The sequence below is a fragment of the Adhaeribacter radiodurans genome (assembly GCF_014075995.1).
Lineage (GTDB): Bacteria > Bacteroidota > Bacteroidia > Cytophagales > Hymenobacteraceae > Adhaeribacter > Adhaeribacter radiodurans.
Genome location: NZ_CP055153.1, coordinates 4867326 through 4893494 on the forward strand (window position 1 = coordinate 4867326; position 26169 = coordinate 4893494).

At 40.3% G+C, this 26169-nt stretch carries 21 protein-coding genes; 11 read left to right on the forward strand and 10 right to left on the reverse strand.

Going from position 1 to position 26169, the window contains the following annotated elements:
• Positions 1-195 precede the first annotated feature (195 nt).
• From HUW48_RS19360 to HUW48_RS19370, 3 genes are all read right to left on the reverse strand, one after another.
• Positions 196-936: a hypothetical protein gene (locus HUW48_RS19360; RefSeq protein ID WP_182412506.1), complete on the reverse strand. Its 741-nt coding sequence runs from the start codon at positions 934-936 to the stop codon at positions 196-198.
• Between the two features lie 547 nt (positions 937-1483).
• A complete protein-coding gene (locus tag HUW48_RS19365) occupies positions 1484-5515 on the reverse strand; it encodes a two-component regulator propeller domain-containing protein (protein WP_182412507.1) in 4032 nt (1343 codons plus the stop codon).
• 207 nt (positions 5516-5722) lie between these two features.
• On the reverse strand, positions 5723-8350 hold the full coding sequence (locus HUW48_RS19370; protein WP_182412508.1) for a valine--tRNA ligase: 2628 nt from the start codon (positions 8348-8350) through the stop codon (positions 5723-5725).
• Positions 8351-8432: 82 nt separating this feature from the next.
• Between HUW48_RS19370 and HUW48_RS19375 the strand changes: the two genes are divergently transcribed.
• Both HUW48_RS19375 and HUW48_RS19380 read left to right on the forward strand, forming a co-directional pair.
• Complete coding sequence (locus HUW48_RS19375; RefSeq protein ID WP_182412509.1) at positions 8433-8612, forward strand: LytTR family transcriptional regulator DNA-binding domain-containing protein; 180 nt, start codon at positions 8433-8435, stop codon at positions 8610-8612.
• Positions 8613-8730: 118 nt separating this feature from the next.
• Positions 8731-9507: an SDR family NAD(P)-dependent oxidoreductase gene (locus tag HUW48_RS19380; RefSeq protein WP_182412510.1), complete on the forward strand. Its 777-nt coding sequence runs from the start codon at positions 8731-8733 to the stop codon at positions 9505-9507.
• 394 nt (positions 9508-9901) lie between these two features.
• Here HUW48_RS19380 and HUW48_RS19385 read toward each other — a convergent pair whose 3' ends face one another.
• Positions 9902-10252 carry a 4Fe-4S dicluster domain-containing protein gene (locus tag HUW48_RS19385; RefSeq protein ID WP_182412511.1) on the reverse strand — a complete coding sequence of 117 codons (351 nt, stop codon included), beginning with the start codon at positions 10250-10252 and terminating at the stop codon, positions 9902-9904.
• 122 nt (positions 10253-10374) lie between these two features.
• Between HUW48_RS19385 and HUW48_RS19390 the strand changes: the two genes are divergently transcribed.
• The 3 genes from HUW48_RS19390 (at position 10375) to HUW48_RS19400 (ending at position 12557) form a co-directional block, all read left to right on the forward strand.
• On the forward strand, positions 10375-11397 hold the full coding sequence (locus tag HUW48_RS19390) for an acyl-CoA reductase (RefSeq protein ID WP_182412512.1): 1023 nt from the start codon (positions 10375-10377) through the stop codon (positions 11395-11397).
• Positions 11398-11468: 71 nt separating this feature from the next.
• The gene (locus HUW48_RS19395) at positions 11469-11783 is read left to right on the forward strand and encodes a hypothetical protein (protein WP_182412513.1); all 315 of its coding nucleotides are present in this window, start codon (positions 11469-11471) and stop codon (positions 11781-11783) included.
• A 474-nt stretch (positions 11784-12257) separates the two neighbouring features.
• The gene (locus HUW48_RS19400; protein ID WP_182412514.1) at positions 12258-12557 is read left to right on the forward strand and encodes a hypothetical protein; all 300 of its coding nucleotides are present in this window, start codon (positions 12258-12260) and stop codon (positions 12555-12557) included.
• Between the two features lie 149 nt (positions 12558-12706).
• Here HUW48_RS19400 and HUW48_RS19405 read toward each other — a convergent pair whose 3' ends face one another.
• From HUW48_RS19405 to pyrF, 6 genes are all read right to left on the reverse strand, one after another.
• Complete coding sequence (locus HUW48_RS19405) at positions 12707-13573, reverse strand: nucleoside phosphorylase (RefSeq protein ID WP_182412515.1); 867 nt, start codon at positions 13571-13573, stop codon at positions 12707-12709.
• Between the two features lie 561 nt (positions 13574-14134).
• Entirely contained in the window at positions 14135-15088 is a 954-nt protein-coding gene (gene trhO, locus HUW48_RS19410) for an oxygen-dependent tRNA uridine(34) hydroxylase TrhO (RefSeq protein ID WP_182412516.1), read from the reverse strand.
• 111 nt (positions 15089-15199) lie between these two features.
• Positions 15200-15832 carry a NeuD/PglB/VioB family sugar acetyltransferase gene (locus HUW48_RS19415; protein ID WP_182412517.1) on the reverse strand — a complete coding sequence of 211 codons (633 nt, stop codon included), beginning with the start codon at positions 15830-15832 and terminating at the stop codon, positions 15200-15202.
• A 136-nt stretch (positions 15833-15968) separates the two neighbouring features.
• Positions 15969-17279, reverse strand: coding sequence for a hypothetical protein (locus HUW48_RS19420; protein WP_182412518.1), 1311 nt, complete (start codon positions 17277-17279; stop codon positions 15969-15971).
• Positions 17276-18583, reverse strand: coding sequence for a DUF2851 family protein (locus HUW48_RS19425; protein ID WP_182412519.1), 1308 nt, complete (start codon positions 18581-18583; stop codon positions 17276-17278). The genes HUW48_RS19420 and HUW48_RS19425 overlap by 4 nt, the downstream gene beginning before the upstream one ends.
• A gap of 41 nt (positions 18584-18624) precedes the next feature.
• Positions 18625-19461 carry an orotidine-5'-phosphate decarboxylase gene (pyrF, locus tag HUW48_RS19430; RefSeq protein ID WP_182412520.1) on the reverse strand — a complete coding sequence of 279 codons (837 nt, stop codon included), beginning with the start codon at positions 19459-19461 and terminating at the stop codon, positions 18625-18627.
• A 276-nt stretch (positions 19462-19737) separates the two neighbouring features.
• On the opposite strand from pyrF, the gene HUW48_RS19435 reads away from it, so the two are divergent.
• The 6 genes from HUW48_RS19435 (at position 19738) to HUW48_RS19460 (ending at position 25691) form a co-directional block, all read left to right on the forward strand.
• The gene (locus tag HUW48_RS19435) at positions 19738-20745 is read left to right on the forward strand and encodes an FIG domain-containing protein (RefSeq protein WP_182412521.1); all 1008 of its coding nucleotides are present in this window, start codon (positions 19738-19740) and stop codon (positions 20743-20745) included.
• Between the two features lie 42 nt (positions 20746-20787).
• The gene (locus HUW48_RS19440; RefSeq protein WP_182412522.1) at positions 20788-21159 is read left to right on the forward strand and encodes a VOC family protein; all 372 of its coding nucleotides are present in this window, start codon (positions 20788-20790) and stop codon (positions 21157-21159) included.
• Positions 21160-21454: 295 nt separating this feature from the next.
• Positions 21455-22738: an outer membrane protein assembly factor BamD gene (locus tag HUW48_RS19445; RefSeq protein ID WP_182412523.1), complete on the forward strand. Its 1284-nt coding sequence runs from the start codon at positions 21455-21457 to the stop codon at positions 22736-22738.
• A 110-nt stretch (positions 22739-22848) separates the two neighbouring features.
• On the forward strand, positions 22849-23085 hold the full coding sequence (locus HUW48_RS19450; RefSeq protein WP_182412524.1) for a hypothetical protein: 237 nt from the start codon (positions 22849-22851) through the stop codon (positions 23083-23085).
• A gap of 617 nt (positions 23086-23702) precedes the next feature.
• Positions 23703-24197 carry a hypothetical protein gene (locus HUW48_RS19455; RefSeq protein WP_182412525.1) on the forward strand — a complete coding sequence of 165 codons (495 nt, stop codon included), beginning with the start codon at positions 23703-23705 and terminating at the stop codon, positions 24195-24197.
• A 234-nt stretch (positions 24198-24431) separates the two neighbouring features.
• Entirely contained in the window at positions 24432-25691 is a 1260-nt protein-coding gene (locus HUW48_RS19460) for a DEAD/DEAH box helicase (RefSeq protein WP_182412526.1), read from the forward strand.
• Positions 25692-26169: the final 478 nt, after the last annotated feature.

Below are 26169 nucleotides of genomic sequence, written 5' to 3' on the forward strand. Positions count from 1 at the left end.
AGTAGGGTATTTAGCAAGCTCTCCGCTTAGCTTTGAAGAGTAGCTTTTATACTTACAATCTATATTATCTAACGCATTAGTTGCTTAATATTAGGTCAGCAAACTTCCATGAGGGTGTTTAATACTTAAATCCTAATAGTTTTAAGAAACTCCATTTACTGCTAGTTTTTACTAGTATACAATCTTTTTTGTGCTTCAGAAATTAGAAGCTCTGGTTGTCAAAAAATTAGAATTAGCTGGTTCTACCTGCAAGTTTTGGGTAATAGGACTAATTGTAAGTTGCTCGGTATACTTATACTTATGATCACTTGTGGCAACTGTTAAAGTATAAACACCTGGGTATAAACCTCTAAAATCAAATACACGACGATATTCTGCTATACTTTCATATTCTGAATAAAGAACTTTTCCTTGTTCATCTATTAATGAAACATTTACACTTTTACGTTCCGGATTCTTATATAATACACAATAGTTTGTAGAACCAGCATATTTAAAGTTGTTTAGAATTATGCCCGAATCACTAAAAGCACGAGCATTTACTTTTTTATGATTAAAATGAGTTGTACTGTTTTCTTGAACAGATTGCTGCGGAGGGCCTAACGGCAGTGCATTAGATTTCACCTTAGCCTGGATTAAATGGTTTCTTGTCACCTGGTCAAAGGCTTCGTTAATCTTATTTATGTTTCGGTCGGTTAGTTTAACGTACTTTTCCGGAATTACCTCTTCATAAACCTGATGATGGTTAACATCAAAAAATTTCACACTTGTAGTTCGGGTAGCAGCATCGGTATATAATTTCCAATATCCTTTAGCTGGATTATAGGGATCGCGGTAATGTACGTTTTGAGCCTGAGTAGAAGTAGATACAACTAACAAAAGAACTACTATAAGGAAATTAATAAATGAGTGAATAAAGTAAGTTAAAGATTTCATGGCTGATTCGGTTAAGTGTTAATGATAATATTCTGAAGCTGAAAATATTAAAGCAGAAGAGCTAACTAGATTTACCTTATTGGCAACGGGAGATGACGGGTTTTAAAATTTACTTTCTGGCGCCAGAAATATTTTTTAAACCTTGCTGAAAGGTAGGGCCTAGGGCTAACAAGGGGTTAGCAATATTGTTGCAGGAGTTAGTAAAAATGAGCTTTGAAACATTTTTACTATCTTTTGAGCTGTTTTTACCCGTTAAGATTCTATAATCTTAATCCTTGTTTTAATTAGAAGTCAAAATTTATTCTGAGAAGGTAACTTTGATAAAATTTAAACTTAAAAGGAACAGATAAAATAATACCAGCCAGCAAAGAAGACCTGGAATGAATGAAGTAGCAAAAACAACTTTAAAAAGTATAAGCTTAACCTTTTAAAGTTTTCTTAATAATTAAAAGGATGAGGTGAAAGATTGGGTATATGAAGTAAATTAGATGAGTTTCTGAATTTACCTATTCAATAAAAATTAAAAATCTAGAAAAGTAAGAGAGGATTATTCTTGCTTTGCATTCGCAACTGGGTTACTACGCACGTATTCTGAGGGAGTTTGTCCGTATAATTCTTTAAAGCATTTCGTAAAATAATTAAGGCTGCTAAATCCCACCTGGTAAGCAATCTCACTGGCATTTCCGTGATGTTGTCTTAACAAACTGGCCGCTCTTTTTAAGCGCATATTTTTAATCAATTCATTGGCTGATTGATTCGTAAGAGCAGTAAGTTTCCGGTGCAGTTGGGCCCGGCTCATGCCTATTTCTTTACTGAACATGGTTATATCGAATTCTGAATTCGCCATGTTGGTCTCGATAATGGATAAAGCCCCCTGCAGGAATTTTTCGTCTACGGAGTTAACCGTGATTTCCTTTGGATCTACCGAAATATGTTTACCGAAACGCTCCCTAAGTTTTTTGCGTCCTTCAATTAAATTTCTTACCCGTATTTTTAATTCATCTATTTTAAAAGGCTTTGCTAAATAATCATCGGCCCCGCTTTCTAAACCTTTTAACTTAGATTCAATATCTGCTTTTGCCGTAAGTAAAATAACGGGAATATGAGAGGTTCGCTCATCTGTTTTAAGCTTTTCACATAAAGTTACCCCATCCATTTTCGGCATCATCACATCCGATATAATCAAATCGGGTATTATTTCCAGAGCTTCCGCCCATCCTTTCAGCCCATCTTCTGCTTCCAGAATTTGATAGTCTTTCAGGAAATGGTTTTTAATAAAGGTGCGTAAATCCTTATTATCCTCTATTACAAGAAGTTTTATATAGGAGTTTGAAAACTTTGAAGAGGAATGCGGTAATGCAGTTGACTCCTCCTGGAATTCAGGCAGAGGATTAGTAGGTAATAGCTTTTCTTCCAATTTTTGAGCTTCATCGGGCGAACAAACTTGTAAAGGAAGATGAACAGTAAATAGAGTACCTTTACCCGGAGTACTGGCAACCGTAATTTTTCCGCCGTGCAATTCCAGTAATTCTTTGGCCAAGGCCAAACCAATACCGGTTCCTTCGTAGGCTTTGGTAGCCGAGGAATCTGCCTGATGGAAGCGTTCGAAAATTTGGTTTAATTCTTCCGGGGAAATACCAATGCCATTATCTTCTAATACCAACTTTACCTGCACAGAAGTAAAAGTTTGCTGCTCCACATCTACTCTAAAATTCACTATTCCCTGGGGTAGAGTAAATTTAAAAGCATTGGAAAGCAGGTTAGTGATAATCTTTTCTAATTTATCGGCATCATAGCTGGCATAGAGTAGCCTATCCGGCAAATAAAAAGAGTAAGTTATCTGCTTACTTTCAAATAAAGAAACGAAGGAACTGGCTAATACCTTTAAAAAGCCAATTATCTCTCCTGGCTGCGGATTTAACTCCAATTTTCCGGCTTCTAATTTAGAAAGGTCTAGTAACTGATTGATAAGCTGGAGAAGTCTATCGAGATTTCGGTTAATCAACCTATAATCTTCTTTACTATTTGTTAATGAATTACCATTACGCCATAACTTTTCTAAAACTCCTCCAATAAGGGTAAGGGGAGTACGGAATTCATGCGAAATATTCGCGAAAAAGTTAGATTTCAAACTATCTATTTCACGTAGTTTCTCTGATTCAATTTGTTTGATTGTTAAATCGGCTTTTAACCTTTCCCGGTTTATAATTACCCGGCGAGCTACAAGAAGGCTAGCTATTACAAAAAAGGTATATATAGAATATGCCCACCAGGTCTTCCAGGGAGGAGGATGTATGATAATTTTCAGGCTAGCGCCTTTCTCATTCCATACTTTGCCATCGCTGGTGGCTTTTACCCGAAATACGTAAGTTCCGGGGTCCAAATCGGTATAACTGGCTTGTTTTATATTACTACTAAACACCCATTTGTTTTCTAACCCTACCAACTGGTAAGCATATCGATTCTTCTCGGGTGCATCATAGTTAATGGCCGCAAATTCAAACGAAAGAAAGTTTTTATCATAGGGAAGCTTTATACTACCAGCAGGTACCGGTTGGCTCTTTTCTAATACTTTGAAGTTTGTTATATAAACAGGCGGAGGAAGCATTTGCTCCTGGATACTGTCGGGATAGAAAACAATTAGGCCATCCTTGTTGCCGAAAAACAGTTTACCATTTCGGCTAAACACACTTCCTCTTTCCAAAAACTCATTTCCAGGCAGGCCGTCACTTACATTAAAGTTGCGAAATGTATTAGTTTTGGGATTAAAGCGACTCAAGCCGTTCCCCGTGCCAATCCAGATATTTCCCTTTTCATCCCCAATTAGATTCATTATCCGGTTGCTGGGCAAACCCTGCTGGGTAGTATAGTAAGTGAAAGTATTTGTTTTAGGATCTAAACGGTTTAAACCTCCTCCGTGCGTACCTATCCAGATAATGCCTGCCTGGTCTTCGTAAAGTGCCATGGCAATGGCGTCATTGATGCTGCCGGAGGGAGAACGGTAATTGGGTTGGTAACGAGTAGAATATCCGGTGACAGGGTTCATTCGGCCCACCCCTGTGGTAGTAGCCATCCATACCTCTCCAGTCCGGCTAACCATCAGGTCATCAATAAAACCCGAAATTAAACTGGTAGAGTCCTTTTCGTTTGCTTGGTAATAAGTAAACTTTTTGGTAATAGGATCAAATGAGGCCATCTCGCCAGCAACACCCCCTATCCAGAGCTTTCCGGAAGCATCCTTATCCAGCATACGAACCGAGAACTTGCAAGGATACTGAATAAATTTGCCGGTTGCTAAGTCATGTTGGTACAGGCTATTTTGCGTGCCCACCCAAAACCGACCTTTTTGATCTTCCAGGAGGGGCCACCCTTGAGAACGCACCTTAGATATTTGTTGATCGAGCGGATTTACCACAACTTTGGAAAAGCCATAGGATTTATTATTCATCCGGTAAAGGCCATGACCTGCACTGCTTACCCAAACAGTACCGTCCTGGTCTTCCACTATAGAAAATATTTCGTTTTCTAGCTGGTGGAAAGAAGGGGGAGTAGGGATAATTTGGTAGGCCTGAAAAGGTCTTCTATGAAGGGAGGCCTTGTTTATGCCATTCTGGGTGCCCAACCACAATTTTCCTGGTCGGCCCCAATAAATGGGTCCAATAAAACTATTGCTCAAACTACCGGGCTGGGATGGGTCTGATCGGTAAGTTGTAATTTGATTTGTCTTTTTATTTAGGATCTGCAGCCCTTCTGTTGTTCCTATCCACAGGTAATCAGCGACTGCGTAAATTTTAATGATTGATTTATTCAACAATCCTTTGGAATCAAAGGGAGTATAGTAGCTTGGCCTGCGGGTATCCATGTAGTATAGACCGCCTTCCGTACCCAACCACGCAATACCTGCTGTATCAATATCAAACCCAATCGAACTTATAAACTGGTTACCGGAGGCTGTAACTAGCGGGAAAATGGTATACTTGCCCGTTTTCGGGTCAAATTGGTAAGAACCGGCCCAAAGTCTGCCCATGGCATCTTCCCGTATCTGGCCAATACTTTCCCCATTAGGGCTGGCATATAAGGCGTAGGAATGGCTGTCCGGATTGAACCGGGCTATCCCGAGTGATGTTCCAAGCCACAATATTCCCTTTTTGTCTTCATAAATAGCTTCTAGTAGGTCCCATCGACTAGAGTGTTTAGCATCTATAGGATAGGCAATGGATTTACCGGTTGGCTTATCAACTTGATGCAACCCGGCTCCCCAAGTAGTTACCCAGAGTCTTCCCTTTCGGTCTTCGTGGATGGCGCTTATGAGATTAGATCGTAAGGAATGGGCCGGATCAGCCGGATTTAACGCATAGCTGGTAGCTGAATGTCCATCGTATTTGTATAATCCGTCGTAGGTACCAAACCACATGAAACCTTCTCTGTCCTGACAAATACTCCAAACCCAACTCTGTGGAAGGCCTTGCCGGGCACTTAAATGTTCGAATTGAAGAGGTTGGGATTGAGCATAAACTCTCCTACTACTATTAAAGAGGAAAAAAGAACTAATAATACTTATATGGAGAAAAGTTTTCATTCACTTACTAATAATAGTACAAACCATTAGTTAAGCTCTATATAACTCTGAAAACTATTACGTTAAGGTACTAAATATTTATCTTAGCTGCATTTAAATACTTTAAATTATTATTTTAAACAGACCTTAGTGTACTAACTATATATCAATAAAAAAGCCTTACTAAAAAATCTTGGTAAGGCTTTTCCACGATAAAAAATTTAACTTTTACCCAATTGCTGCTAAGCTTTGCTCCAAAGCAGCAATCTTGGCTTCGGCATCAGCTTTTTTCTGGCGTTCTTTTTCCAGCACGGCTTCTGGTGCACCGCTTACAAACCGTTCGTTACTTAATTTTTTGCCTACTGATGTTAAGAAACCTTTGGTGTATTCGAGTTCTTTTTGCAGACGTTCCCGTTCTACTGCCACGTCCACGTTGCCTTCCATCGGGATGAAAAACTCGCTGGCACCTTGTACAAAACTAATAGCGTTATCTAAACCAGTTTCTACGAAGCTGATTTCTGAAATATTCGCTAATTTCTGAATAATGGGTTGAAAAGCATTAATCAGGCTGGCATCCGCAGCTTTTACCGATAACTCTAGTGCTTTGGTGTTCGGAATATTTTTGGAGCTCCGTACATTTCGGATACCCGCTACCACTTCCATAGCCTTATCCATATTCTGAATAATTTCGGTATCCGCCGTTTTTACTTCGGGCCAACTGGCTACAATCAGGTAATCTTTGGCTTGCCGTTCGCGGAGTTCGTGCCATAACTCTTCGGTAATAAACGGCATAAACGGATGCAGCAGCTTCATTAAATTTTCAAAAAATGCAAGGGTGCGCTTGTAGGTTTCGCCATCAATGGGTTGCTGGTAAGCGGGTTTAATCATTTCGAGGTACAACGAACAGAAATCGTCCCAAACCAGTTTGTAAACCGTAAGTAACGCATCCGAAATCCGGAATTTATCAAAATGATCTTCGAGCTGGGTTACTGCTTCGTTGAATTTAGCTTCGAACCAGTTAATGGCCAGTTCGTTCGGGAAAGGCAACTCGGTGTTTACTTCCCAGCCTTTAACTAACCGAAAGGCATTCCAAATTTTATTGCTGAAATTACGGCCTTGCTCGCACAACTTTTCGTCGAAGGGCAAATCGTTACCAGCCGGCGAACTAAACAACATGCCGGTACGCACACCGTCAGCGCCATATTGTTCAATTAAGTTAAGCGGATTGGGGGAGTTACCCAGCGATTTCGACATTTTACGGCCGATGCTGTCGCGCACAATGCCGGTTAAATACACGTTCCGGAAAGGTAATTCGCGCCGGTACTCAAAGCCCGCCATAATCATACGCGCCACCCAGAAAAACAAAATTTCGGGAGCGGTTACCAGGTCGTTGGTAGGATAGTAGTATTCAATGTCCGGGTTATCGGGGTCTTTAAATCCGTTGAACACCGAAATGGGCCACAACCACGACGAGAACCAGGTATCCAGTACGTCTTCGTCTTGCCGCAAATCCTGGTGGGTTAAGTTTTCGTTACCGGTTTGTTGCTTCGCCAGAACTAAGGCTTCTTCGGCGTTAATAGCCACTACAAACGAGCCATCCGGCAGGTAATAAGCCGGAATCTGCTGTCCCCACCACAATTGCCGCGAAATGTTCCAGTCGCGGATGTTTTCCATCCAGGACCGGTACATATTTTTAAATTTTGGCGGGTGCAGCTTTATTTCGTCATCCATCACGGCCTTTAATGCAGGTTCTGCCAGTTTCTCCATTCGGCAAAACCATTGCATCGATAACTTGGGCTCAATTACGGCATCAGTACGCTCGGAGTAACCCACGTTATTGGTAATTTCTTCGGTCTTCACCAAAGCGCCGGTGGCATCAATATCTTTTACAATTTTCTTACGCACCACAAACCGGTCTTCGCCGATGTACAATTGGGCGCTTTCGTTTAAAGTACCGTTATCGTTTAAAATATCAATGCTGGCTAAATTATGCCGATGCCCGAGTTCGTAGTCGTTAATGTCGTGGGCTGGGGTTACTTTTAACGCGCCGGTACCAAATTCCATATCCACGTACTCATCCTGAATAATCGGGATGGCCCGGTTAATGAGCGGCACCAAGGCTTTTTTACCTTTTAAATGCTGGTAGCGGGCATCGTTGGGGTTTACGCATATTGCGGTATCGCCCAAAATGGTTTCAGGCCGGGTTGTAGCAATGGTAATGTAATTTTCCGGCTCGCCTTCAATCTGGTAATTAACGTAGTACAGCTTGGAGTTTACCTGCTTATGAATTACTTCTTCGTCGGAGACGGCAGTTAAACCTTGCGGGTCCCAGTTTACCATCCGGATGCCGCGGTAAATGTATCCTTTGCGGTGCAAATCCACGAACACCTGAATAACAGCCGCCGAAAGATCTTCTTCCATGGTAAAGCGGGTACGATCCCAGTCGCAGGAAGCGCCTAGCTTTTTAAGCTGCTCCAGAATAATGCCGCCGTATTTTTCTTTCCACTCCCAGGCATATTTTAAAAATTCTTCACGGGTAATATCTTTTTTACTTATTCCACGCTCCTTGAGCATGGCTACAACCTTAGCTTCGGTTGCAATAGAAGCGTGGTCGGTGCCGGGTACCCAGCACGCTTCTTTGCCCTGCATGCGGGCGCGGCGTACCAGTATATCCTGAATGGTATTGTTAAGCATATGGCCCATGTGCAGCACGCCCGTAACGTTAGGCGGCGGAATTACAACCGAGTACGGCTGTTTGTGCGGATTGGGCTTTGATTTAAATAAGCCGTTCTCCAACCAGCTTTGGTACCATTTATCTTCTACTTCTTTCGGATTATAAGTTTTGGCAATCGACATAATATCATTACGGATTTTGGACGGCAAAATTAACGAATAAAGGTGTGGGTTAAAAATAATCTTGTTTCGATAATACTCTTCTATGAACGAAGTGGAAACCCTGTTGAACCCGAAAGCTTTTTACCGGGTAAACCGCTCCTGCATCTGCCATATAAAAGGTGGACAAATTCATTCTTACTTTAACGGCAAATTAAAACTCGATTTAACTCTTGCAATGGATAAAGAAGTACTAATAAGCCGCGAAAACGCTACAGATTTTTAAAAATTGTATGGGTCCGTAAGAGTTGCAGGTTTAAAAAGTAAAACCCTCCGGAAGCTCAGCAAGTAATAGAAGTGGTTTGCACTTGAACTATTTTCCAAAAAATTTAAAACAGAACGTTATGGAGAAATTAAAAGGCAAAGTAGCCTTAATAACCGGGTCCGACTCCGGTATCGGCCGAGCCACCGCTATAGAATTTGCCAAAGAAGGCGCAGATGTTGTAATTTGTTACCACTCAGATAAGGAAGGTGCCGAAGAAACGCTGACCGAAGTTACTAAACTACAGCGTAAAGGTTTGTTATTACAGGTAGATATAAGCGATGAACAATCGGTGGAGCAGTTGTTTGCCGATGCCTTGAAAGAATTTAATACCCTTGATATTTTGGTAAATAACGCCGCTGTAAATGGTTCGGGCATTAAGGTAGCCGATATGAGTACCGACGTATTCGACCGCACCATCCGTACGAATCTCTATGGTACGTTTTTCTGCTCCCGGGCTTTTATCCGGCATCGTCAAAAACAGGGCGGTAAAGGAAAAATAATAAATGTAAGTTCTGTACACGAAGAAATTGTTTCGGCTGGTACCGCCGATTACTGTGCTTCTAAAGCGGCTGTCCGTAATCTTACCCGCACGTTAGCGTTGGAACTTGCCGAAGACGGCATTAACGTAAATAATATAGCGCCCGGTATGATTCTTACTCCCATGAACCAGGAAGCCATGGATAGTAAAGAAGTAAGAGAAGAAAAATCTCAGCACATTCCTATGAAGCGCCCAGGCAACCCCGAAGAAATTGGCAAGTTAGCGGTTTTTCTGGCTTCTTCCGACTCCGACTATGTTACCGGTTCCAGCTATTTTATGGACGGCGGTTTATCCCTGTTCATGGGTCAAGGCGCTTAAAGTAGTTGTTAGTTGTTAGTTGCTAGACTGATGATTCATTCAAGTATTTAGTTTTCAATTTGTTAGAACTAGGTAGCCAAGAAAAACTGACACCAGTTTGGCAATTGAGCGCCTTGTAGACTTCCGGTGCCGAGGAACGAGGCATTCCGCAGCAGAGCGAGAAAAGGAGGGATACACCGCGCGAAAGAGCCAAATGAGGCCCGCCGGCCACGAGGCAAAACTTGAAGCTAAAAAGTTAGATAGCACCACAGCCTGGAGGCTTGAAAAGGCTCCAAGTAGGCACAGTAAAAATATCTTAGACTCCGACCTGCTTATTCTATTTACAATAAAATACCTCTAAAAACAAAAGAGCCTGCTTTAAAAGCAGGCTCTTTAAATTGGCATTTAACAAAAATTAACTAGCTGCGTGCAGCCAATCTTTTTTAGCCAGTAAATCTTCTTCACTTTCGCGATAGTCCGGATCATCTACGCAGCAATCAACGGGGCAAACGGCCGCACATTGCGGTTCCTCGTGAAAGCCCATACACTCGGTACATTTATCTGAAACTATGTAGTAATATTCATCTGAAATAGCTGATTGCGGTGCATCGCCGGCTACTACCTCGCCGCCGTCAATCTCGACTTCGGTTAAAGAAGTACCGCCGCCCCAAGTCCATTGTACACCGCCTTCGTAAATAGCGGTGTTGGGGCATTCTGGCTCGCACGCACCACAATTAATACATTCGTCGGTGATCATTATAGCCATAATCGTGTCTCCTGTTAATTTTTATTTAATTTTGTAATTTTATACGCCGGTAAAATTAGAAGATTACCTTCTATCATTCAAAATTTTTCCGGTTTAATTCGAAATTTGTTAATTTTTTATTTATGCTTTTAGAAAACCGCTTGCAAACTTTTATTCAACTAGGTCGCCAGTTAAATGCCCTATTACCGGAACAAGTGCAGGATTTAGCTCAGCAAGCCCGCCGCCAGAATGCCTGGTTCGATGAGCCAAACGTACAGCAAGCCCTGAGCAACATTGCCTCTATGCTCAACGAAAGCCAATTACGCACCTGGTTGGCTGCTTACAATTTAGAAAACCTGCAACCCCGGAAAGTCGGCGTAGTTATGGCCGGCAATATTCCCTTAGTAGGTTTTCACGACTTACTAACCGTTCTTTTAAGCGGCAATTACCTCTACGCGAAATTAAGCTCCGAAGATACTTTTTTACCTAAATGGCTCGTACAGCAATTAATAACTATAGAACCAGAGTTTAAAGATTTTGTTCTATTTGTTGATTTACTTAAAGACGTAGATGCCGTAATTGCCACCGGCAGCGATAATACTGCCCGTTATTTTGAATATTATTTTGCTAAAAAACCCCATATTATTCGCCGGAACCGGAGCAGCCTGGCTGTTTTAACTGGTTTCGAAAGCCCCGAAGAACTTGCTAAGTTGGGAAGCGATATTTTTCAGTATTATGGCTTAGGATGCCGCAATGTTTCCAAGTTGTTCGTACCCGAAGGATATAACCCGGAGCCTTTTTTCCAGGCTCTAGAGCCTTTTAAAGGAGTGCTGGATCATCATAAATACGCCAACAATTACGATTACAACAAGTCGATTTTACTGGTAAACCAAACACCGCACTACGATAATGGCTTTTTGTTGCTCACCGAAAACAAGCAATTAGTTTCGCCAATTTCAGTTATTCACTTGGAGACGTATAGCAGTCAGGAAGATCTAAAACAGAAATTAAAAGCCCTGGAGGAAAAAATTCAATGTATTATTTCAGCTTTGGGCTGGTACCAAGGCAGCATTCCCTTCGGCGAAGCACAATGCCCTACTCCATCTCAATACGCCGACAATGTAGATACCCTTGCTTTTTTATCGGGCTTAAATAGTTGGGCTTAACTTCATAAAATAATATATAATTTCGTTATATTAATATACCCGAACTTGAAGCAAAGTATACCATTACCCTTATGGATAAATTATCTACTGAAGCCTGGATTGCGATATGGGCTACCCTTGGTGGCGTTTTATTGTTCCTATGGCTCTATTTTGGCGATAGCTTTTATAAAAGCCGCAAGTACCTGCCTAAGCATCTGCAGCCCGGAGATAAGTTTATGTACCGGATAGAAAGGGTAAACGGGCCTACCCTCTTCGATGTAACCTACGAATGCCGCGTAATGCAAAGAACCGATAAAGGAGTAGTTACCCGCATGCACGGTGATAACGATAATCACTATGTTACCTTTAAAGAACTGGAAGAAAGTAAAGGATTTACTATTTTGTAAAAACTAAATAAATTTCTAGTCTATCTTGGCCTTGGTCATCTGGTTACCAAAGTCTGAAATAATATAGAAATTACAATTAATTTTAAGGCCGATCTATTTTCTTAAATAAAAGGCTTAACAAAAAACCTGATTTATAAATCAGGTTTTTTGTTTTCCCAACACTGGAACGCCGACTTTCTTAGATGTTTTTTATAAGGTATTTCTTGAACAAATTTACTTTTTCCTTTCCGTCCATTTTTTAGGCTTGCATCCACCTTAATGCACTGTAACCAGAAATATTTTCCACTAACCAGCAGCTTAATTTCGGGCTTTTAATTTTAATCCATTAAATACCTCCAGAAAAAATCTGCATAACTTTTAACTGGTAATTTGGTTTATATAATCAGCTTTCTATAAAAATATTTAATTAATATATATTGAATTATTTCAGGAAAGCGTATACATTGAAATAAAGTAAAATTATTATTCTGAATTATGGATACAAGCCAACTGCACGCAAATTTGATTGAAAAAGAAGTAATACCTGAATTAAAATTTGCTCACGAAGATGTTATTACCGACAAGATGGAGAAGGTAAAACGTCTGCACGATTTAAAATGGGCCGCCATTTTGGGTAACGGTTATCACGGAAAAGTAAATATTTTATTTCAGACCGAAGATGGCGATGTTAAAAGAGTAGAAACTACCATTTGGGCCTTCGATCAGGACTTTGTTACATTAAAATCGGGTACTTCTATCCCATTACGTTGCATTTTAAGTATTGAGCATATTTAATTTCAGGTTAAAGAATAAACCGGTAATTGTTGCTTTTGATTTAAGTTGGTAAGTTAAAAGCTATTGTTTCAAGCTCCGATTTATAAAATGAGAAAGGCAACTACAACGTTGCCTTTCTCATTTTAACAGCTAAGCTAATTAAATTTTTATTAAGAAATAGCCACCAACCTATCTAGGGTTTTAGTAATTAGGCTTTCTATCGTTTGCTCTGCATTTGGGTCAAATTGCTGGGTGATGCGGTTTACTACAATAGCATTTAACGAAGTTACTTCGTGCCCGAGTAATACTCCTAAAGCGTAATAACCAGCAGTTTCCATTTCAAAATTAGTTAACCAGAAATCATCTACATTAAACCGGTTAAAATTATTTACTAAATCGGCATCTTTTAACTCTAACCGTAACACCCGACCTTGGGGAGCATAAAAACCAGGGCAAGTAAGCGTATTACCCGTAAGTAAATCTTTACCCAGCTGTTCCCGCAAAATATCCGAACCTTTTACGCAATAAGGCTGAAAGCCCAGCTGCAGACTTTCCTGGAGGGCAGAGCTAATGGTATTTTCGTAACCAGTTTGTACGAAAGGGTAAAACTGCATGAGCGTATCTAAACCAATGGCGTATTCGGTTACTAAGTGGCTACCCACCGGAATAGATTCTTGTAAAGAACCAGAAGTACCAATCCGGATAATTTTTAGGGAAATGGGATCTTCGTTAATCTCGCGCGAAACCAGGTCGATATTTACTAAGGCATCGAGTTCATTCATTACAATTTCTACGTTATCAGTGCCCATACCTGTGGAAAGCACCGTTAAACGTTTGCCTTTGTAGTAGCCTGTATGGGTTACAAACTCCCGCTTCGCTATTTCTACTTCAATCGAATCAAAATATTTACTTATCCGCGGCACCCGCTCCGGATCGCCTACCGTTATAATGGTATCCGAAATATGTTCGGGTAATAAGTTTAAATGGTAAACACTTCCGTCGGCGTTTAATATTAATTCTGATTCGGCAATTGGCATGACAGGGAAAGTTTAGGTTAATTGTAATACGAAATTAAATTTGTTTAGTCGTATACGAAAAGAGTAATAATTGTTTGCTGGTGGAGCTTTTCAAGTCTCCAGGGCTCGGTGCTATCTAGCTTGAGATTTCAAGTTTTGCCTCGTGGCCGGCGGGCCTCGTTTGGCTCTTTTGGGCGATTTAGCGAACCCACTCCGTTGCGCCGCCATGCTGCTGCGCCCCACCGGAACGCTAAAAGGCCATCCATAGCCAAACTGGAAATTATTGCTAATGGCTACCTTGCTCCAGGTAGTAGGGATAATTGAATTAGTAAATACGTCTTCTAAATTACAATTTCTAGTAAAATAAAAAATAGGTGGGAAGAAAGATGGGGGTTTAAAATAAAGCCTGGTAAATTTTAAAATTTACCAGGCTTTATTTTAATTTAAGTAAGGAAACAGAATTGATTTAATCTATTTGATAGAAATACATTTTACTTAATTGGTAGTAAACCTATAACACACAATAAAGTCTTGTGTCTAATATCTTGATACTTGTGTCTTATTACTTAAATTATGCAGGTATCAAACGGCTTTGGTGCGTTTTAAACCTTTCAGGGGATTATAACCATTCAGTTCTTTCTGGTAATAACCAGTACCATCGTAAAGCCGAACTTTTGGGTGCTCTTTACAAGTGTCGGAGCAGGCTCCATGCATGGTTTCGCCGCATTGTTCGCACATCGCCACATGAATATTACACTCCGGATTGGCGCAGTTCACCATCCGGTCGCTGGCAGTGCCACACACGTAACATTGCGAAATAACGGTTGGATTTACTTTGTTTACATCCACAGTCAGGCGGTTATCAAACACGTAGCATTTGCCTTCAAAATCTTCGCCACCGGCTTCGAATCCGTATTTAATAATGCCCCCGTGTAACTGGTACACGTTCTCAAAACCTTGCTCCAGTAAAAAGGCACTGGCTTTTTCGCACTTAATGCCTCCGGTGCAATACGTTAAGATTTTCTTGCCCTTATATTTTTCTTTTAATTCCTCAATCTTCTCCGGAAAATCGCGGAAATTTTCGATGGGTAAAGTAACCGAGTTTTTAAATCGACCTACCGAATGCTCGTAATCGGAGCGCACGTCCAGAACTACTACATCCGGCTGGTCTTTCATTTGCTTAAATTCAGTTGGCTCCAGATGAACTCCGGTGCGTTTGTTTGGGTCTATGTGGTGTAGTTTACTGTGTACTATTTCTGGTTTGTGGCGCACGTGTAATTTGGCAAAAGCGTGTTTCTCCGCTGCGTCAACCTTAAAGTCAATTTCAGCAAAACGCGGATCAGCTTTCACCATTTCCATGTACTTTTCGCAGTCTTGGCGTAAGCCCGAAACAGTTCCGTTTAAGCCTTCGGCAGCCACAATTATCCGGCCCCGCAAATTTAAAGACAAACAAAGGCGGTGGTGTTCTTCCCGGAAGGTTTCCGGATCGGCAATGGAAGTGTAGCAGTAATAAAGTAAAATACTATAATTTTTCATACAAAGCTTGGTTTCAGACCGAGTGTATCTTTTTTTGATTTTAGATATTGGAAATTAGATTTCTAAATAAATTTTAAATTTTCTTCTAAGGTAATCAGCTAAACAAAGGTTTTAAACTTTTTGTGCCGGGTTACCGAAAACCGTTTGATTGGCCGGAACATTGGCTACTACTACGGCTCCGGCTCCTACCCGACCTTTTTTCCCGATTTTTATACCGGCTACTACTACCGCGCCCGCTCCAATAAAGGCGCTTTCTTCTACTTCCACGTCGGCACTTATAATAGCTCCGGCACCAATCTGCACAAAATCGGCAATTTGCGCTCCAGAATCTACTAGGGCATTAGAATTAATAATGCAATTATTGTTAATGCGGGCATTGGCATTTATTACAACTCCGGCGTTTATTAAATTACCGTGGCCCAGCCAGGCATGTTCCGACACCGAAGTAAACTTATGAATGGCATTTACCGGTATGGCCTGGTACTCTTCTTTTAGTAAATTTATCAAACTTTTGCGGGTAGCGGTTTCCTCAGCGGCTACAAAAACCTCGCATTTTTTACCCAAAATTTTTAAAAACTCCGGGTCGTCGGTTGTACCCATTATGGTAATACCGTTTACCTCCGTTTGGTGCAGTTTCACCTCATCGTCCAAAAAACAGTATACAATTACGTTATTGCTTTGAAAAATATCTAACGCCACAACGCCCAGTTTTTGAGCACCTAATATAATTACAGGATTTTCCATAAATCAATAAAAGTTAAAAGTAACCGGGTTTAAACTTGCTAAAGGTTATGCATGCTGTTAAAACAAGTACGCCCCATACTTTATGATAAATAAACCGCAAAGGTAATGCTTTCCGAACCGGCTTACAACTCCTGATTTAATTCACTTTAATAGTTAACAGGCGATTAACCCAACTTTCCAGTCGATTTATTATTTTTAAATTAGCCCCGGTTTGTAATAGTAAGTACAACAAAAAAGGCAAAAAGGCTACCTTGTAACGGCTCACCGAACCTAAATTGGCAGTAGAAAAACCAATTAATGCGGCCAGTAAAAGAATATAAATAAGCAGGGAAATTACTAAAGTAATCGGCAGAATGGGTTTATGCTTCCAAAAAGAAAGTAAGCTAATTACCGCCAGAAACAATATCAATAAATTTTCTAGTCCGGTTAACAGGTATTCCACGGAATTTATTTCACCGATAATAGGACGGAAAATAGCGCTGCTAATTGCTTTTGGGGCGTATTGAATTAAACTCGCGAAAGTGGGTTTTAAATTAGGTAAATCGATAAAGGCTTGGCGGGTGGTAGCTAACCGGGAGGTCTGGTAGCTGTTTATTACCTCCCGAAAGAAATAATCCAGGTTTACCGCTTCGTGTAAAAATGAAGCACCTACACCTAAAACCAGTAAGGCACTAAGATAAAAGAAAAGTTTTTGTTTCCCAGTTAGGTGCCACTGGCGGGCAGCCATCTCCACAAGAGCAAAACCGGCTAATAACGGGAAATAAGCTACGGCGAAATAAAATCGGATTTTAAAGCAAATAAACACGGCAATTAGTAAAATTATGCTGCGCGCAAATACTTTGTTCTTATCAGGCAGATAAACCAGTTGCAGCACCACGGCAAGCAGCCAGGCCGTACTACCCACTAAAATACTTTCTTTTAACACTCCTGACGACCAAAAAACTACCGATGGGAAAAACAAAAAAGCCAAAGCCACCGCCACTTTGGTAACCGGAAAAATTTTAGTAATAATTACCGTTAGTTGCCAGCAGCCGAAAAAACTAAACAACGAAAAGTAAACTGCATTTAAATAGTAGTTATAACCGGTAATAAAATTTAAAAAGTGCAGCAGCAGCACCATAAAGAAAGAATTGGAATACTCCCGGTACTTCATTACATCGTATAAATATACGCTCTGGTACTCGCCGGTTAGTAAAAAACTCAGGTAATTACGTGGGTCTTGCGAAGCATATCGGCTTAGAATTTCGGCTTGACTTTGATAAACGAACGTATCCCCTCCGCTTAAATAATGCTGGTAAAGCCAACCTACCAATAACCCGCAACTCAGTTTAAACAAGAATGCAGGCCAGAAAATAATCTTTAAGAAAGGTGTTGTTTGTTGATTCCACCACCGGTAAGATAAAACTCCAATTGGTAAAATATTGGCCAGGAAATACCATACATTCATCTGGCGGGTTGGTTTTTCTTTAAAATAAAATTACCAATACTGCATTGCAGGCAGTTTCGCGGGGCACAATACAATTGGTTTAGTTGTAGTAACGCCTGCGAATCGGCGGCATTTTGGTGATAAAAATTTAAACCTGTATACAAACGGGTAATACGATTATCTTCCGGAGGTAATTGCTCCAGTAAGGCAATCGCTTTTTCTACGTAATTATCTTCGTTTTTATACTTGCCATATGCTACTAATAACGGAGCCACGGCATTTATTAATAATAAGTGGATGCTGCTTTTACCCAAACCTTTAGGCGCATGTCTGGTCTCCTGGCCCAGTAATACATGCGTTTGCCAGTACTCGGATGATTTTACCTGGAAGTAGCCTTGCCAGGCAGTAATAGAGTCAGCCGCGAGTAAATTGGCAAACAAGTGTTCTTGCTGGTGCAGCAAAGCGGCAAATTGCGCCAGCCTTACGGTGGGAAAATTTGCCGGTCGGAGCCGCAGAAAGTTCCAATCGGCACGTTTTAAGCCAGCGGGCAACGCATATTTATGTTGTAGAAAAGTAAATTCCTGGAACAAGGTACGCCCGTAATCATCCGGAGCATCGGGCTGCAAAAAACCAGCCTGCCCAAATAACAATGCTTCTAGCGCGATTAACTGGTGCCGATGCTTACGTAATATAGTGTAAGGTAAAACCTTAGCGAGCCGCAGCATGCCCGTTTGGTTTATTTTAAAGCCGAAATTACTCAGTAGCCAGGCATAACAGGTTTCTTCCCAATTGTTTTGAGTAACCGTTAATAAGGCTAGTACCCGGTCGGCTTTTGCTTGCAGCCGTTCCATCCGGACCCGCTCCTGCATGCTAATTTTAATTAAACCGGGAACTTGCGGCGCAAAAGGGCTACACGGAATCTCATCCCGATTCTCTAAAAATTGCTGATAGGTGTGTACCAAATGCAGCGGAATCCGGCCGCGTAAAGCTATGGTGGGAATAACCGTACCATCGGCGCGTTGAGCCGGTTTGTCATCTTCCCAAACCACGTGCAAAATTACCTGGTTGTATTTAGGGTCGGTTTGGTGGTTGTGCTTTTCCCAATCAGAGGCATAAACATGAATCTCCACACTGCCATTCCATTCTTCGGCTCCTATGCGGAGGCGGGCATCTGTAAAATCCGGGCCGGCATTGGTATTGTAAAACCCGGGTTTTAGTACGTGTAATTCTTCCTTGTGCGAGGTAACCAATCCGGCTTTATCGAAATACTGTTGCTGCCATACATAATGCAGAAAATCTTCTTTAAAGGGAGGCGTTCCGTTCACACTTTTAATTTTTTATGGTACAAACCGGTTCAGCCAAACTGTTACTTTGCCAGATATTTAGTTAAGTAACCGGCCATTTCCTGTTGAATCAATAAAGCAGCAGCCCGGGCTTTTTCGGCAAAGTCGGTGTTATTAGAAGCGTAAATAATATTCCGCGACGAGTTTACGAGCAACCCGCATTGTTGGTTCATGCCTAAACGCGAAATATCGGCCAGGCTTCCTCCCTGGGCACCTACTCCCGGCACCAGTAAAAAATGGTTTGGAACTATCTCCCGCACCCGCTCGATAAAATCGGGCCGGGTAGCACCTACTACGTACATTAATTGTTCATCGGTAGCCCAGGCTTTACTTGTATTTAATACATTCTCAAATAAGCAACGGGAAAAATCGTCGGTGCCGTCATCGGTTTGCAGTAACTGAAAATCGGCACTGCCTGGGTTTGAGGTAAGCGCCAGTAAAATCACCCATTTATCGGCTTTTAACAAAAATGGTTTAACAGAATCTTCGCCCATGTAAGGAGCTACGGTAATCGAATCAAAATTTAAATTTTCGAAAAAAGCCCGGGCATAAAGTTCAGAAGTATTGCCAATATCGCCCCGCTTGGCATCGGCAATGGTAAAAATATCCTTAGGAATGTAGTTTAAGGTTTTTTCCAAACTAATCCAGCCTTTGGGACCAAGAGCTTCATAAAAGGCAATATTCGGTTTATAAGCCACGCAGAAATCTGCGGTGGCATCAATAATTTGCCGGTTAAATTCAAAAATGGGGTCTTCCAAATCGCGTAAATGGGCGGGTATTTTGTGCAGGTCGGTATCTAAACCCACGCATAAATACGATTGTTTCTTTTTAATCTGGTCGAATAACTGCTCTTTGGTCATTATGGTAGCGGTAATCTGAAAACTTTTTGTACGAAATAGAAATTAACTATTCGGCAGCAATTTACAGGATTATTCTTTTGCAGTTTATCAAACCAGTTGAATAACTTTATTGGGTTATGGTTTTATATAGCTCGCCTTACTCCTTAACTTTACTGCGCTGGCGGCACAAGAGTACCATTTAAATGCCGTTTGTTTACTTAAAGTGCTAATCTGGTACTTCAAAGAAATTTTAATTTGCTGTGCAAATTCCGGATATTGGCTATTCACCTACTAAGCATGAATCACGAATTAATAAAAAATATTCTTTGCGAACTCGGGGAAGCCGTGTGCCGGAAAGTTCACCAGTCGCTTAGGCAGAGTTCGACGGAAGCACTAAGCGCCGTTTATAAAGAAGGCGAAGATGATACCATTTACCAGATTGACCGCGACGTAGAAGAAGTTTTAATTCCTCAGTTAACGAGTTATGCCCCACAATTAGGCGGTATTGTATTAATTATGGAAGGCGTTAACGAAATGGTACTGCCAGAGGGGTTGCCTTCGGAACAAGCACAAATCCGGCTGATTATTGACCCCATTGATGGAACCAGAGGTATTATGTACGATAAGCGGTCAGCTTTTTTTCTGGCCGGTGCCGCGCCCAATAACGGGCCGGAAACTTGTTTACAGGATATTGAAGTAGCCGTAATGACGGAACTTCCCACTTCCCGTTCGTTTTTGAGCGATACCTTGTGGGCCATTAAAAATAAAGGTGCCCATGCTTTTACCCGCGATTTAAAATCAAACGAATTTTTTCCCCGGAATATATCTCCTTCTAAAGCTAAAACTATTGTAGGAGGCTTTAGCCAAATTGCGCGTTTCTTTCCTCCGGGCCGGTCTATATTAGCTCAGTTAGATGATGAATTAATTCAGATTTTAGCACCGGATATGCCCGCAGGTAAAGCCATTTTGTTTGAAGACCAATATATTTCGAGCGGCGGGCAATTGTACGAAGTATTAATGGGCCACGACCGTTTTATTGCCGACCTCCGGCCATTGCTTTACAACCGGCTGGCCCGCGAGGGTAAGACAATTGGTTTGGTTTGCCATCCGTACGATGTTGCCGCCCATTTAATCGGCAGCGAAGCTGGCATTATTATTACAAATGAGTTAGGCGAGCTGCTTAATCCGAAATTAGATGTTACTTCGCCGGTTGGTTTTATGCTTTTCGCAAACGAACATATCCAGCAGCAGGTACAACCCGTTTTACGGGAATTGTTGATTAAAAACGATTTACTGACAACCTGAAAAGAATCTGGTTATAACAAAATTTTAAAACTACTACCATTCATGCTTACCGTACTAGAACTAAACCACGTTGCGCTCCACGTGCAGGATGTTGTGGCCAGTTGCCACTTTTACGGCGACTTATTAGGTTTCCGTTCGCTGCCGCGTCCTGCTTTTGACTTTCCGGGTGCTTGGTTTGCGTTAGGGCCACTCCAGGAACTGCACCTAATCGGCGACCGGAACCAAGCCGTACATAGCCACCATCGCGGAAATCATTTCGCCTTAAAAGTAGCCTCCATTCAGGAAACCGAAGCCCATTTACGCAGCGCCAGATTAACCTTTATGGGTCCTAAAAAACGGCCGGATGGTATGTGGCAAATTTTCCTTACCGATCCCGATGGCCACATCCTGGAATTTACCGAACTACCCGGCTAAGTTAAACTTTGGTAGAGAAGTAGACTTACTAAACCCCGGTTAAAACCTTAATCGTTGATTTTCTTTGGATTTTGTGAATAAAAAGCTATAGAAATTTTGTTAAACTTCGGTACAGATTTTTCTTTGGTTTTAATAGTAATAAACAAGCTGCCAATAAATATTCGTTTGTATTAATACTTAAAACCATGGAATAGTTTTAGCAGTATGATAAACTATACTTCATCATTTGTAAGTTTCTATTTTGTAGGTTCTTAAATATAGTATTACTTTATACAAAGTTTTTATTTTTTCCTTCATGCGCGCGCAATTACGGTTTATATTTACTTTATTATTTACAGCCTGCATCTTCGGGCAAGCCTTTGCTTTTGACGATGGTTTGGAGGCTTTGCAAAAGAAAAAATACGATAAGGCATTTACCATTTTTGATAAATCTTTAACAGAAAATCCGGATGATGTGGCCGCTTTATACGGGATGAGCAAATTGCTTAGCCTACCCGATTACAATTCCTTTAACCTCGAAAAAGCGTATGTTCATGTTGTAAATGCCAAGGGGGCCTACCCATTAGCGAACGAAAAAGTAAAAAAGAAGCTGCTGAAAGCTAAGATCGACGAACAAGCTATAACGGACTTGCAAAACCGGATTGATTCGCTGGTATTCGCCGAAGTAGTGAAAAAAAACACAATAGAAGCGGTTCAGGAATACATCGACATTCACAAAACTTCGCTTTACCTGGATAAGGCCAATGAATTAAAAGAAGAATTAACTTTTCAGGAAACCTTGCGCGAAAATACTGATAAAGCTTACAGTGCTTTTCTTAAAAAGTACCCGAACTCCAAGAACAAAGCTGAGATTAAAAAGAAGTACGACAAGCTGATATATACCAAAGTTACCGAATCAAAGGATCACAAGGCATATAAATACTTTATTGAAACGTATCCGGAAAGCCCTTACATAGAAGAAGCCAAAGAAAAATACGAATTAGCTTTGTTTAAGCACTTAACCGCCGACGATACTGAAACCAGTTACGAAGCTTATATTACCAATAATCCGGATAGTAAATACGTGAAAGTAGCCGAAGACAGTATCTTTGCCAAGTATACTTCTTTTCCTTCCATTCCCGAGTACGAGCGCTACATTCAGAAATACCCAACCAGCAAGAAAATATATGAAGCCTGGAATAAGATTTACATTTTGTATACCGATAGCGGCGATCCCGAAGTATATACCCAGTTTTTAACCAAATACCCTGATTACCCTTACAAGAACGAAGTTCAGAACGATGTAGAACTGGCAACTTTTGGGTTGAATATGCTCCTGAATAACTTCCGTGGTTTCAAAGACGACCAAATAGACGCCTACGTTAAACTAGCGGCCCCCACCGACCAAGCTCTTAAAGTGTTAATGTTAAAATTACAACCATTATTAGCAAATAATCAGCGACAAAAAGCCATTGATATTCTGGAAATGCACCGGCCCGAGTTTCAGAACAAGGGGTATAAAATTGATAAAGCCATTGCTACTATTAAACAAGGTGGCGGCAAAACACCAGCCAATAATGTTACTTTGAAAACCGAATAAGAACTGCTTAAGCCTTAAATATTGGTCCTAAAACCAAGTAATAATTGAAAATTTAAGCATAAATCACCTTACAACTAAAAAATTCCGTATAAAGCTTTAAAAGCCACATTATGGAAACGAATAAAACTGAACCGGTACAACCGCCTAAAGAAGACGAGCAAATTACCAATTCCGACGAAAGCAAAGTATTACCTGATGCCAACCCGGATCCACTAACCGGCAACCAGACCGATATTTATGATGCTGAGTACGAAGGAAAAGAAGAAGCAGGTAATGTTGGCGCCGAAAACGAATGGGATGCGGAGCAACTTGATGGCAGCACTGCTAATAATATCCGAACCAAGTAAAATTACCTTTCTTTAAAATTCCCTTTAAAAATGTAGCTTTTGTTCGCAGGTACATAAGGCGTACCTATTTATGTTCTTTAGTGTAACATAGTTGATAATTGAATTTCCGCTTATTTTTATATCTACTTTATAGAATCAAGTGTTTTAGTCATCCTGATCCATCTACTAAAAAAGTAAATTACTCCTTTACGGGCAACTCAAAATAACCAGGTGGTTAAACAGTTAATCAGCAAAAAATTAGAAATAATTGTATAAAAGATGAGAGCTATCTTATAGTAGCCAGCATTAAAGTATCTGCTCAATCCGAATATTCAAGCTTATGTTAAAACTTAGTAATTATTGCATTTTATCAGCAAAGTAAAAGTAAGTTATATAACAGTATACTTAAAATAGCAAATAACTTATTCTAAATTAAACTTTTGCAAATTAGTTTTAGTTATCTACCCAAATTTAAATATAATAATTCCAGAAAATAATTATCTAAAGTAAAGTTCTATAACACTCTATAGCTTCTTACTGGCATGATTTTTATTATATACAAATCAATATATTCCTTTTTAAACTAATTTATTTTAATACTTACCAGCTTTATTACTATTTCTTTTAATTAATATTTTATGAAGAATCTATTTTCCATTTTATTACTCCTCGTAGTATTTTCATTTAGTGGTTGTCAGAAAGACGATGAAGTTAATCCAGATGAAGCATCTGCTCAAGTAGACTTAGGCGTTTTTAAAATCACGCAAGATCCAACTAGTGGCAAAGCAGTTAAAGCTCCTCTTAACTGCACCATCTGGATGTGGAGAACAGAAAACCACGATTATGATGTTGCTGCCTCCGGATCAGAAATTTATGTAGGAAGAATTTTCGATAAAACAACTAAAACCTACGTTAGTGCTGAATACGGCGCAATTGGAGTAGTTATGACGGAAAAAATTAAACCGGGTAAATATTTGGTTTATGTAGTAATTAATAAGTCCGATCAATTAGGCAGCCAAGCCTATTCTTATACAAACGTAGAAGTTGGCGCAGAAAAAACCTTAAATATTAAAAAGGTATTTAGCCAAAACGTTGGTACGATGCAGTTCGAAGCTTGGGAAAAAAACCAATAATTACTAAATAACCAAAGTGGAAAAGGTAGATATATTTATCTACCTTTTTTATTTTATATAGAATATAAAACGAATTAGTTACTAGCCATATTGAACCATACGTTTAACAATATACTTATCATTACAGAGCAAATTAAATTTATTTTAATACTTTAACACACAAATTACCATCTCGCCTGAATTAGCTTTAAATAATTAAGGTAAAAACAGGCAGCTATTCAAGAAAAAACAAGAATGTTATTTACAGATTTACAGATAATTGAGCCTATCTTAAAGGCATTACAAACCGAAGGATATACTCATCCTACTCCTATTCAGGAAAAATCTATTCCTATTATATTAAAGAAACAAGATTTATTAGGTTGTGCCCAAACGGGTACAGGGAAAACAGCCGCTTTTGCTATTCCTATCATCCAATTATTACACAACCAACAAACCCCTACCAAAAGTTACCGGCCTATAAAAGCCTTAATTTTAACCCCAACCCGGGAATTGGCTATTCAAATTGGGGAAAGTTTTACTGCTTATGGTCAGCATACGAACCTACGGCACCGGGTTATATTTGGCGGTGTACCGCAAAAAGCGCAAACCGATGCTTTACGCGCCGGCGTAGATATTTTAATTGCTACTCCCGGCCGCTTGCTCGATTTAATGAATCAAGGATTTATAAGCCTGCAGCAATTAAACCTGTTTGTTCTCGATGAAGCCGATCGGATGCTGGATATGGGTTTTGTACACGACGTGAAGAAAGTTATTGCCAAGCTTCCGGTAAAACGGCAATCTTTGTTTTTTTCGGCCACCATGCCGCCTGAAATTGTAAAACTTGCCGATACTATTTTAGTAAATCCGGTTAAAGTAGAAGTAACTCCTGTTTCCTCAACGGCACATACCATTGACCAGGCGGTTTATTACGTTCAGAAAGAAAATAAAAAGCCTTTATTAATTCATCTCTTAGGCGATTCTTCTATTGAAACTGCGCTTATTTTTACCCGTACCAAGCACGGAGCCGATAAAGTAGCTAAAGATTTAAATCGCGCTGGAATTGGAGCAGAAGCTATTCACGGCAATAAGTCGCAAAATGCCCGGCAACGAGCTTTAACAAATTTTAAGACCCGACAAACCCGCGTTCTGGTAGCTACCGATATCGCGGCCCGCGGCATTGACGTGGAAGAATTAACGCACGTTATTAATTTTGAATTACCCAACGTACCCGAAACCTACGTACACCGGATTGGCCGTACTGGCCGGGCAGGCAATAATGGCATTGCCTGGTCTTTTTGCGACGCCGAAGAACAACTTTATCTCCGCGATATAAATAAGCTTATTTCAAAAACTATCCCGGTCATAAATGATCATCCTTATCCGATGACTCTTCTTGCGCAACCAGCTTTGTCGGTATCCAATGTTAAAAAAGAAGTAGCCACGGCCAAAAACAGAAGTAACAATAGAGGCCAAAGAAGATGGTCTAACACTTCGAAGATTAAAACGCAATAAGCATATTTACCTAAGAACTTTATTTGCCGCCGCTATTTTCCTTAAATAGCGGCGGCTTTTTATTTAATTTAAGCCTGCTATTATAGTCTTTGTCCAATAAATTCAATGCGGTATTATCCGTTTTAATCCTTCCAACTTCAACCATCCTATTTATACCAGGTAGTATTTACAAATTACCATAAGAGAATATTAGAAAGAAGTCAATCCGGTAGGTATTGAAAACAGGAATATTGAAAACTTGCCTGAACAATAGATTGATAGTAGCTACTTCTTTCACTTTAGTCATCCTGAAAGGAACTAACCGGCAGAAAAGAAGAACGGATGGTTGGAAGTAAAGGGAATTACCTACTATAACTTTCCAGACAACCTTGCGGCAGTCACTCTAAATTGGTTAGATCCTTCCAGGATGACGGGAATAAGCAGAAAAAACTGTTTTAAACTTCTATTTCTAACAATCCTGTTGTAAAGACTGTGGGGC

Bases quoted from the DNA above. Each gene is read 5' to 3' on its own strand.
- HUW48_RS19415 (WP_182412517.1), bottom strand. From the start codon at position 15,832: ATGGAAAATCCTGTAATTATATTAGGTGCTCAAAAACTGGGCGTTGTG.
- HUW48_RS19440 (WP_182412522.1), top strand. From the start codon at position 20,788: ATGCTTACCGTACTAGAACTAAACCACGTTGCGCTCCACGTGCAGGAT.
- HUW48_RS19390 (WP_182412512.1), top strand. From the start codon at position 10,375: ATGCTTTTAGAAAACCGCTTGCAAACTTTTATTCAACTAGGTCGCCAG.
- HUW48_RS19370 (WP_182412508.1), bottom strand. From the start codon at position 8,350: ATGTCGATTGCCAAAACTTATAATCCGAAAGAAGTAGAAGATAAATGG.
- HUW48_RS19380 (WP_182412510.1), top strand. From the start codon at position 8,731: ATGGAGAAATTAAAAGGCAAAGTAGCCTTAATAACCGGGTCCGACTCC.
- HUW48_RS19385 (WP_182412511.1), bottom strand. From the start codon at position 10,252: ATGGCTATAATGATCACCGACGAATGTATTAATTGTGGTGCGTGCGAG.
- HUW48_RS19420 (WP_182412518.1), bottom strand. From the start codon at position 17,279: ATGAATGTATGGTATTTCCTGGCCAATATTTTACCAATTGGAGTTTTA.
- HUW48_RS19445 (WP_182412523.1), top strand. From the start codon at position 21,455: ATGCGCGCGCAATTACGGTTTATATTTACTTTATTATTTACAGCCTGC.
- trhO (WP_182412516.1), bottom strand. From the start codon at position 15,088: ATGAAAAATTATAGTATTTTACTTTATTACTGCTACACTTCCATTGCC.
- HUW48_RS19360 (WP_182412506.1), bottom strand. From the start codon at position 936: ATGAAATCTTTAACTTACTTTATTCACTCATTTATTAATTTCCTTATA.
- HUW48_RS19450 (WP_182412524.1), top strand. From the start codon at position 22,849: ATGGAAACGAATAAAACTGAACCGGTACAACCGCCTAAAGAAGACGAG.
- HUW48_RS19455 (WP_182412525.1), top strand. From the start codon at position 23,703: ATGAAGAATCTATTTTCCATTTTATTACTCCTCGTAGTATTTTCATTT.
- HUW48_RS19400 (WP_182412514.1), top strand. From the start codon at position 12,258: ATGGATACAAGCCAACTGCACGCAAATTTGATTGAAAAAGAAGTAATA.
- HUW48_RS19405 (WP_182412515.1), bottom strand. From the start codon at position 13,573: ATGCCAATTGCCGAATCAGAATTAATATTAAACGCCGACGGAAGTGTT.
- HUW48_RS19435 (WP_182412521.1), top strand. From the start codon at position 19,738: ATGAATCACGAATTAATAAAAAATATTCTTTGCGAACTCGGGGAAGCC.
- pyrF (WP_182412520.1), bottom strand. From the start codon at position 19,461: ATGACCAAAGAGCAGTTATTCGACCAGATTAAAAAGAAACAATCGTAT.
- HUW48_RS19460 (WP_182412526.1), top strand. From the start codon at position 24,432: ATGTTATTTACAGATTTACAGATAATTGAGCCTATCTTAAAGGCATTA.
- HUW48_RS19375 (WP_182412509.1), top strand. From the start codon at position 8,433: ATGAACGAAGTGGAAACCCTGTTGAACCCGAAAGCTTTTTACCGGGTA.
- HUW48_RS19365 (WP_182412507.1), bottom strand. From the start codon at position 5,515: ATGAAAACTTTTCTCCATATAAGTATTATTAGTTCTTTTTTCCTCTTT.
- HUW48_RS19395 (WP_182412513.1), top strand. From the start codon at position 11,469: ATGGATAAATTATCTACTGAAGCCTGGATTGCGATATGGGCTACCCTT.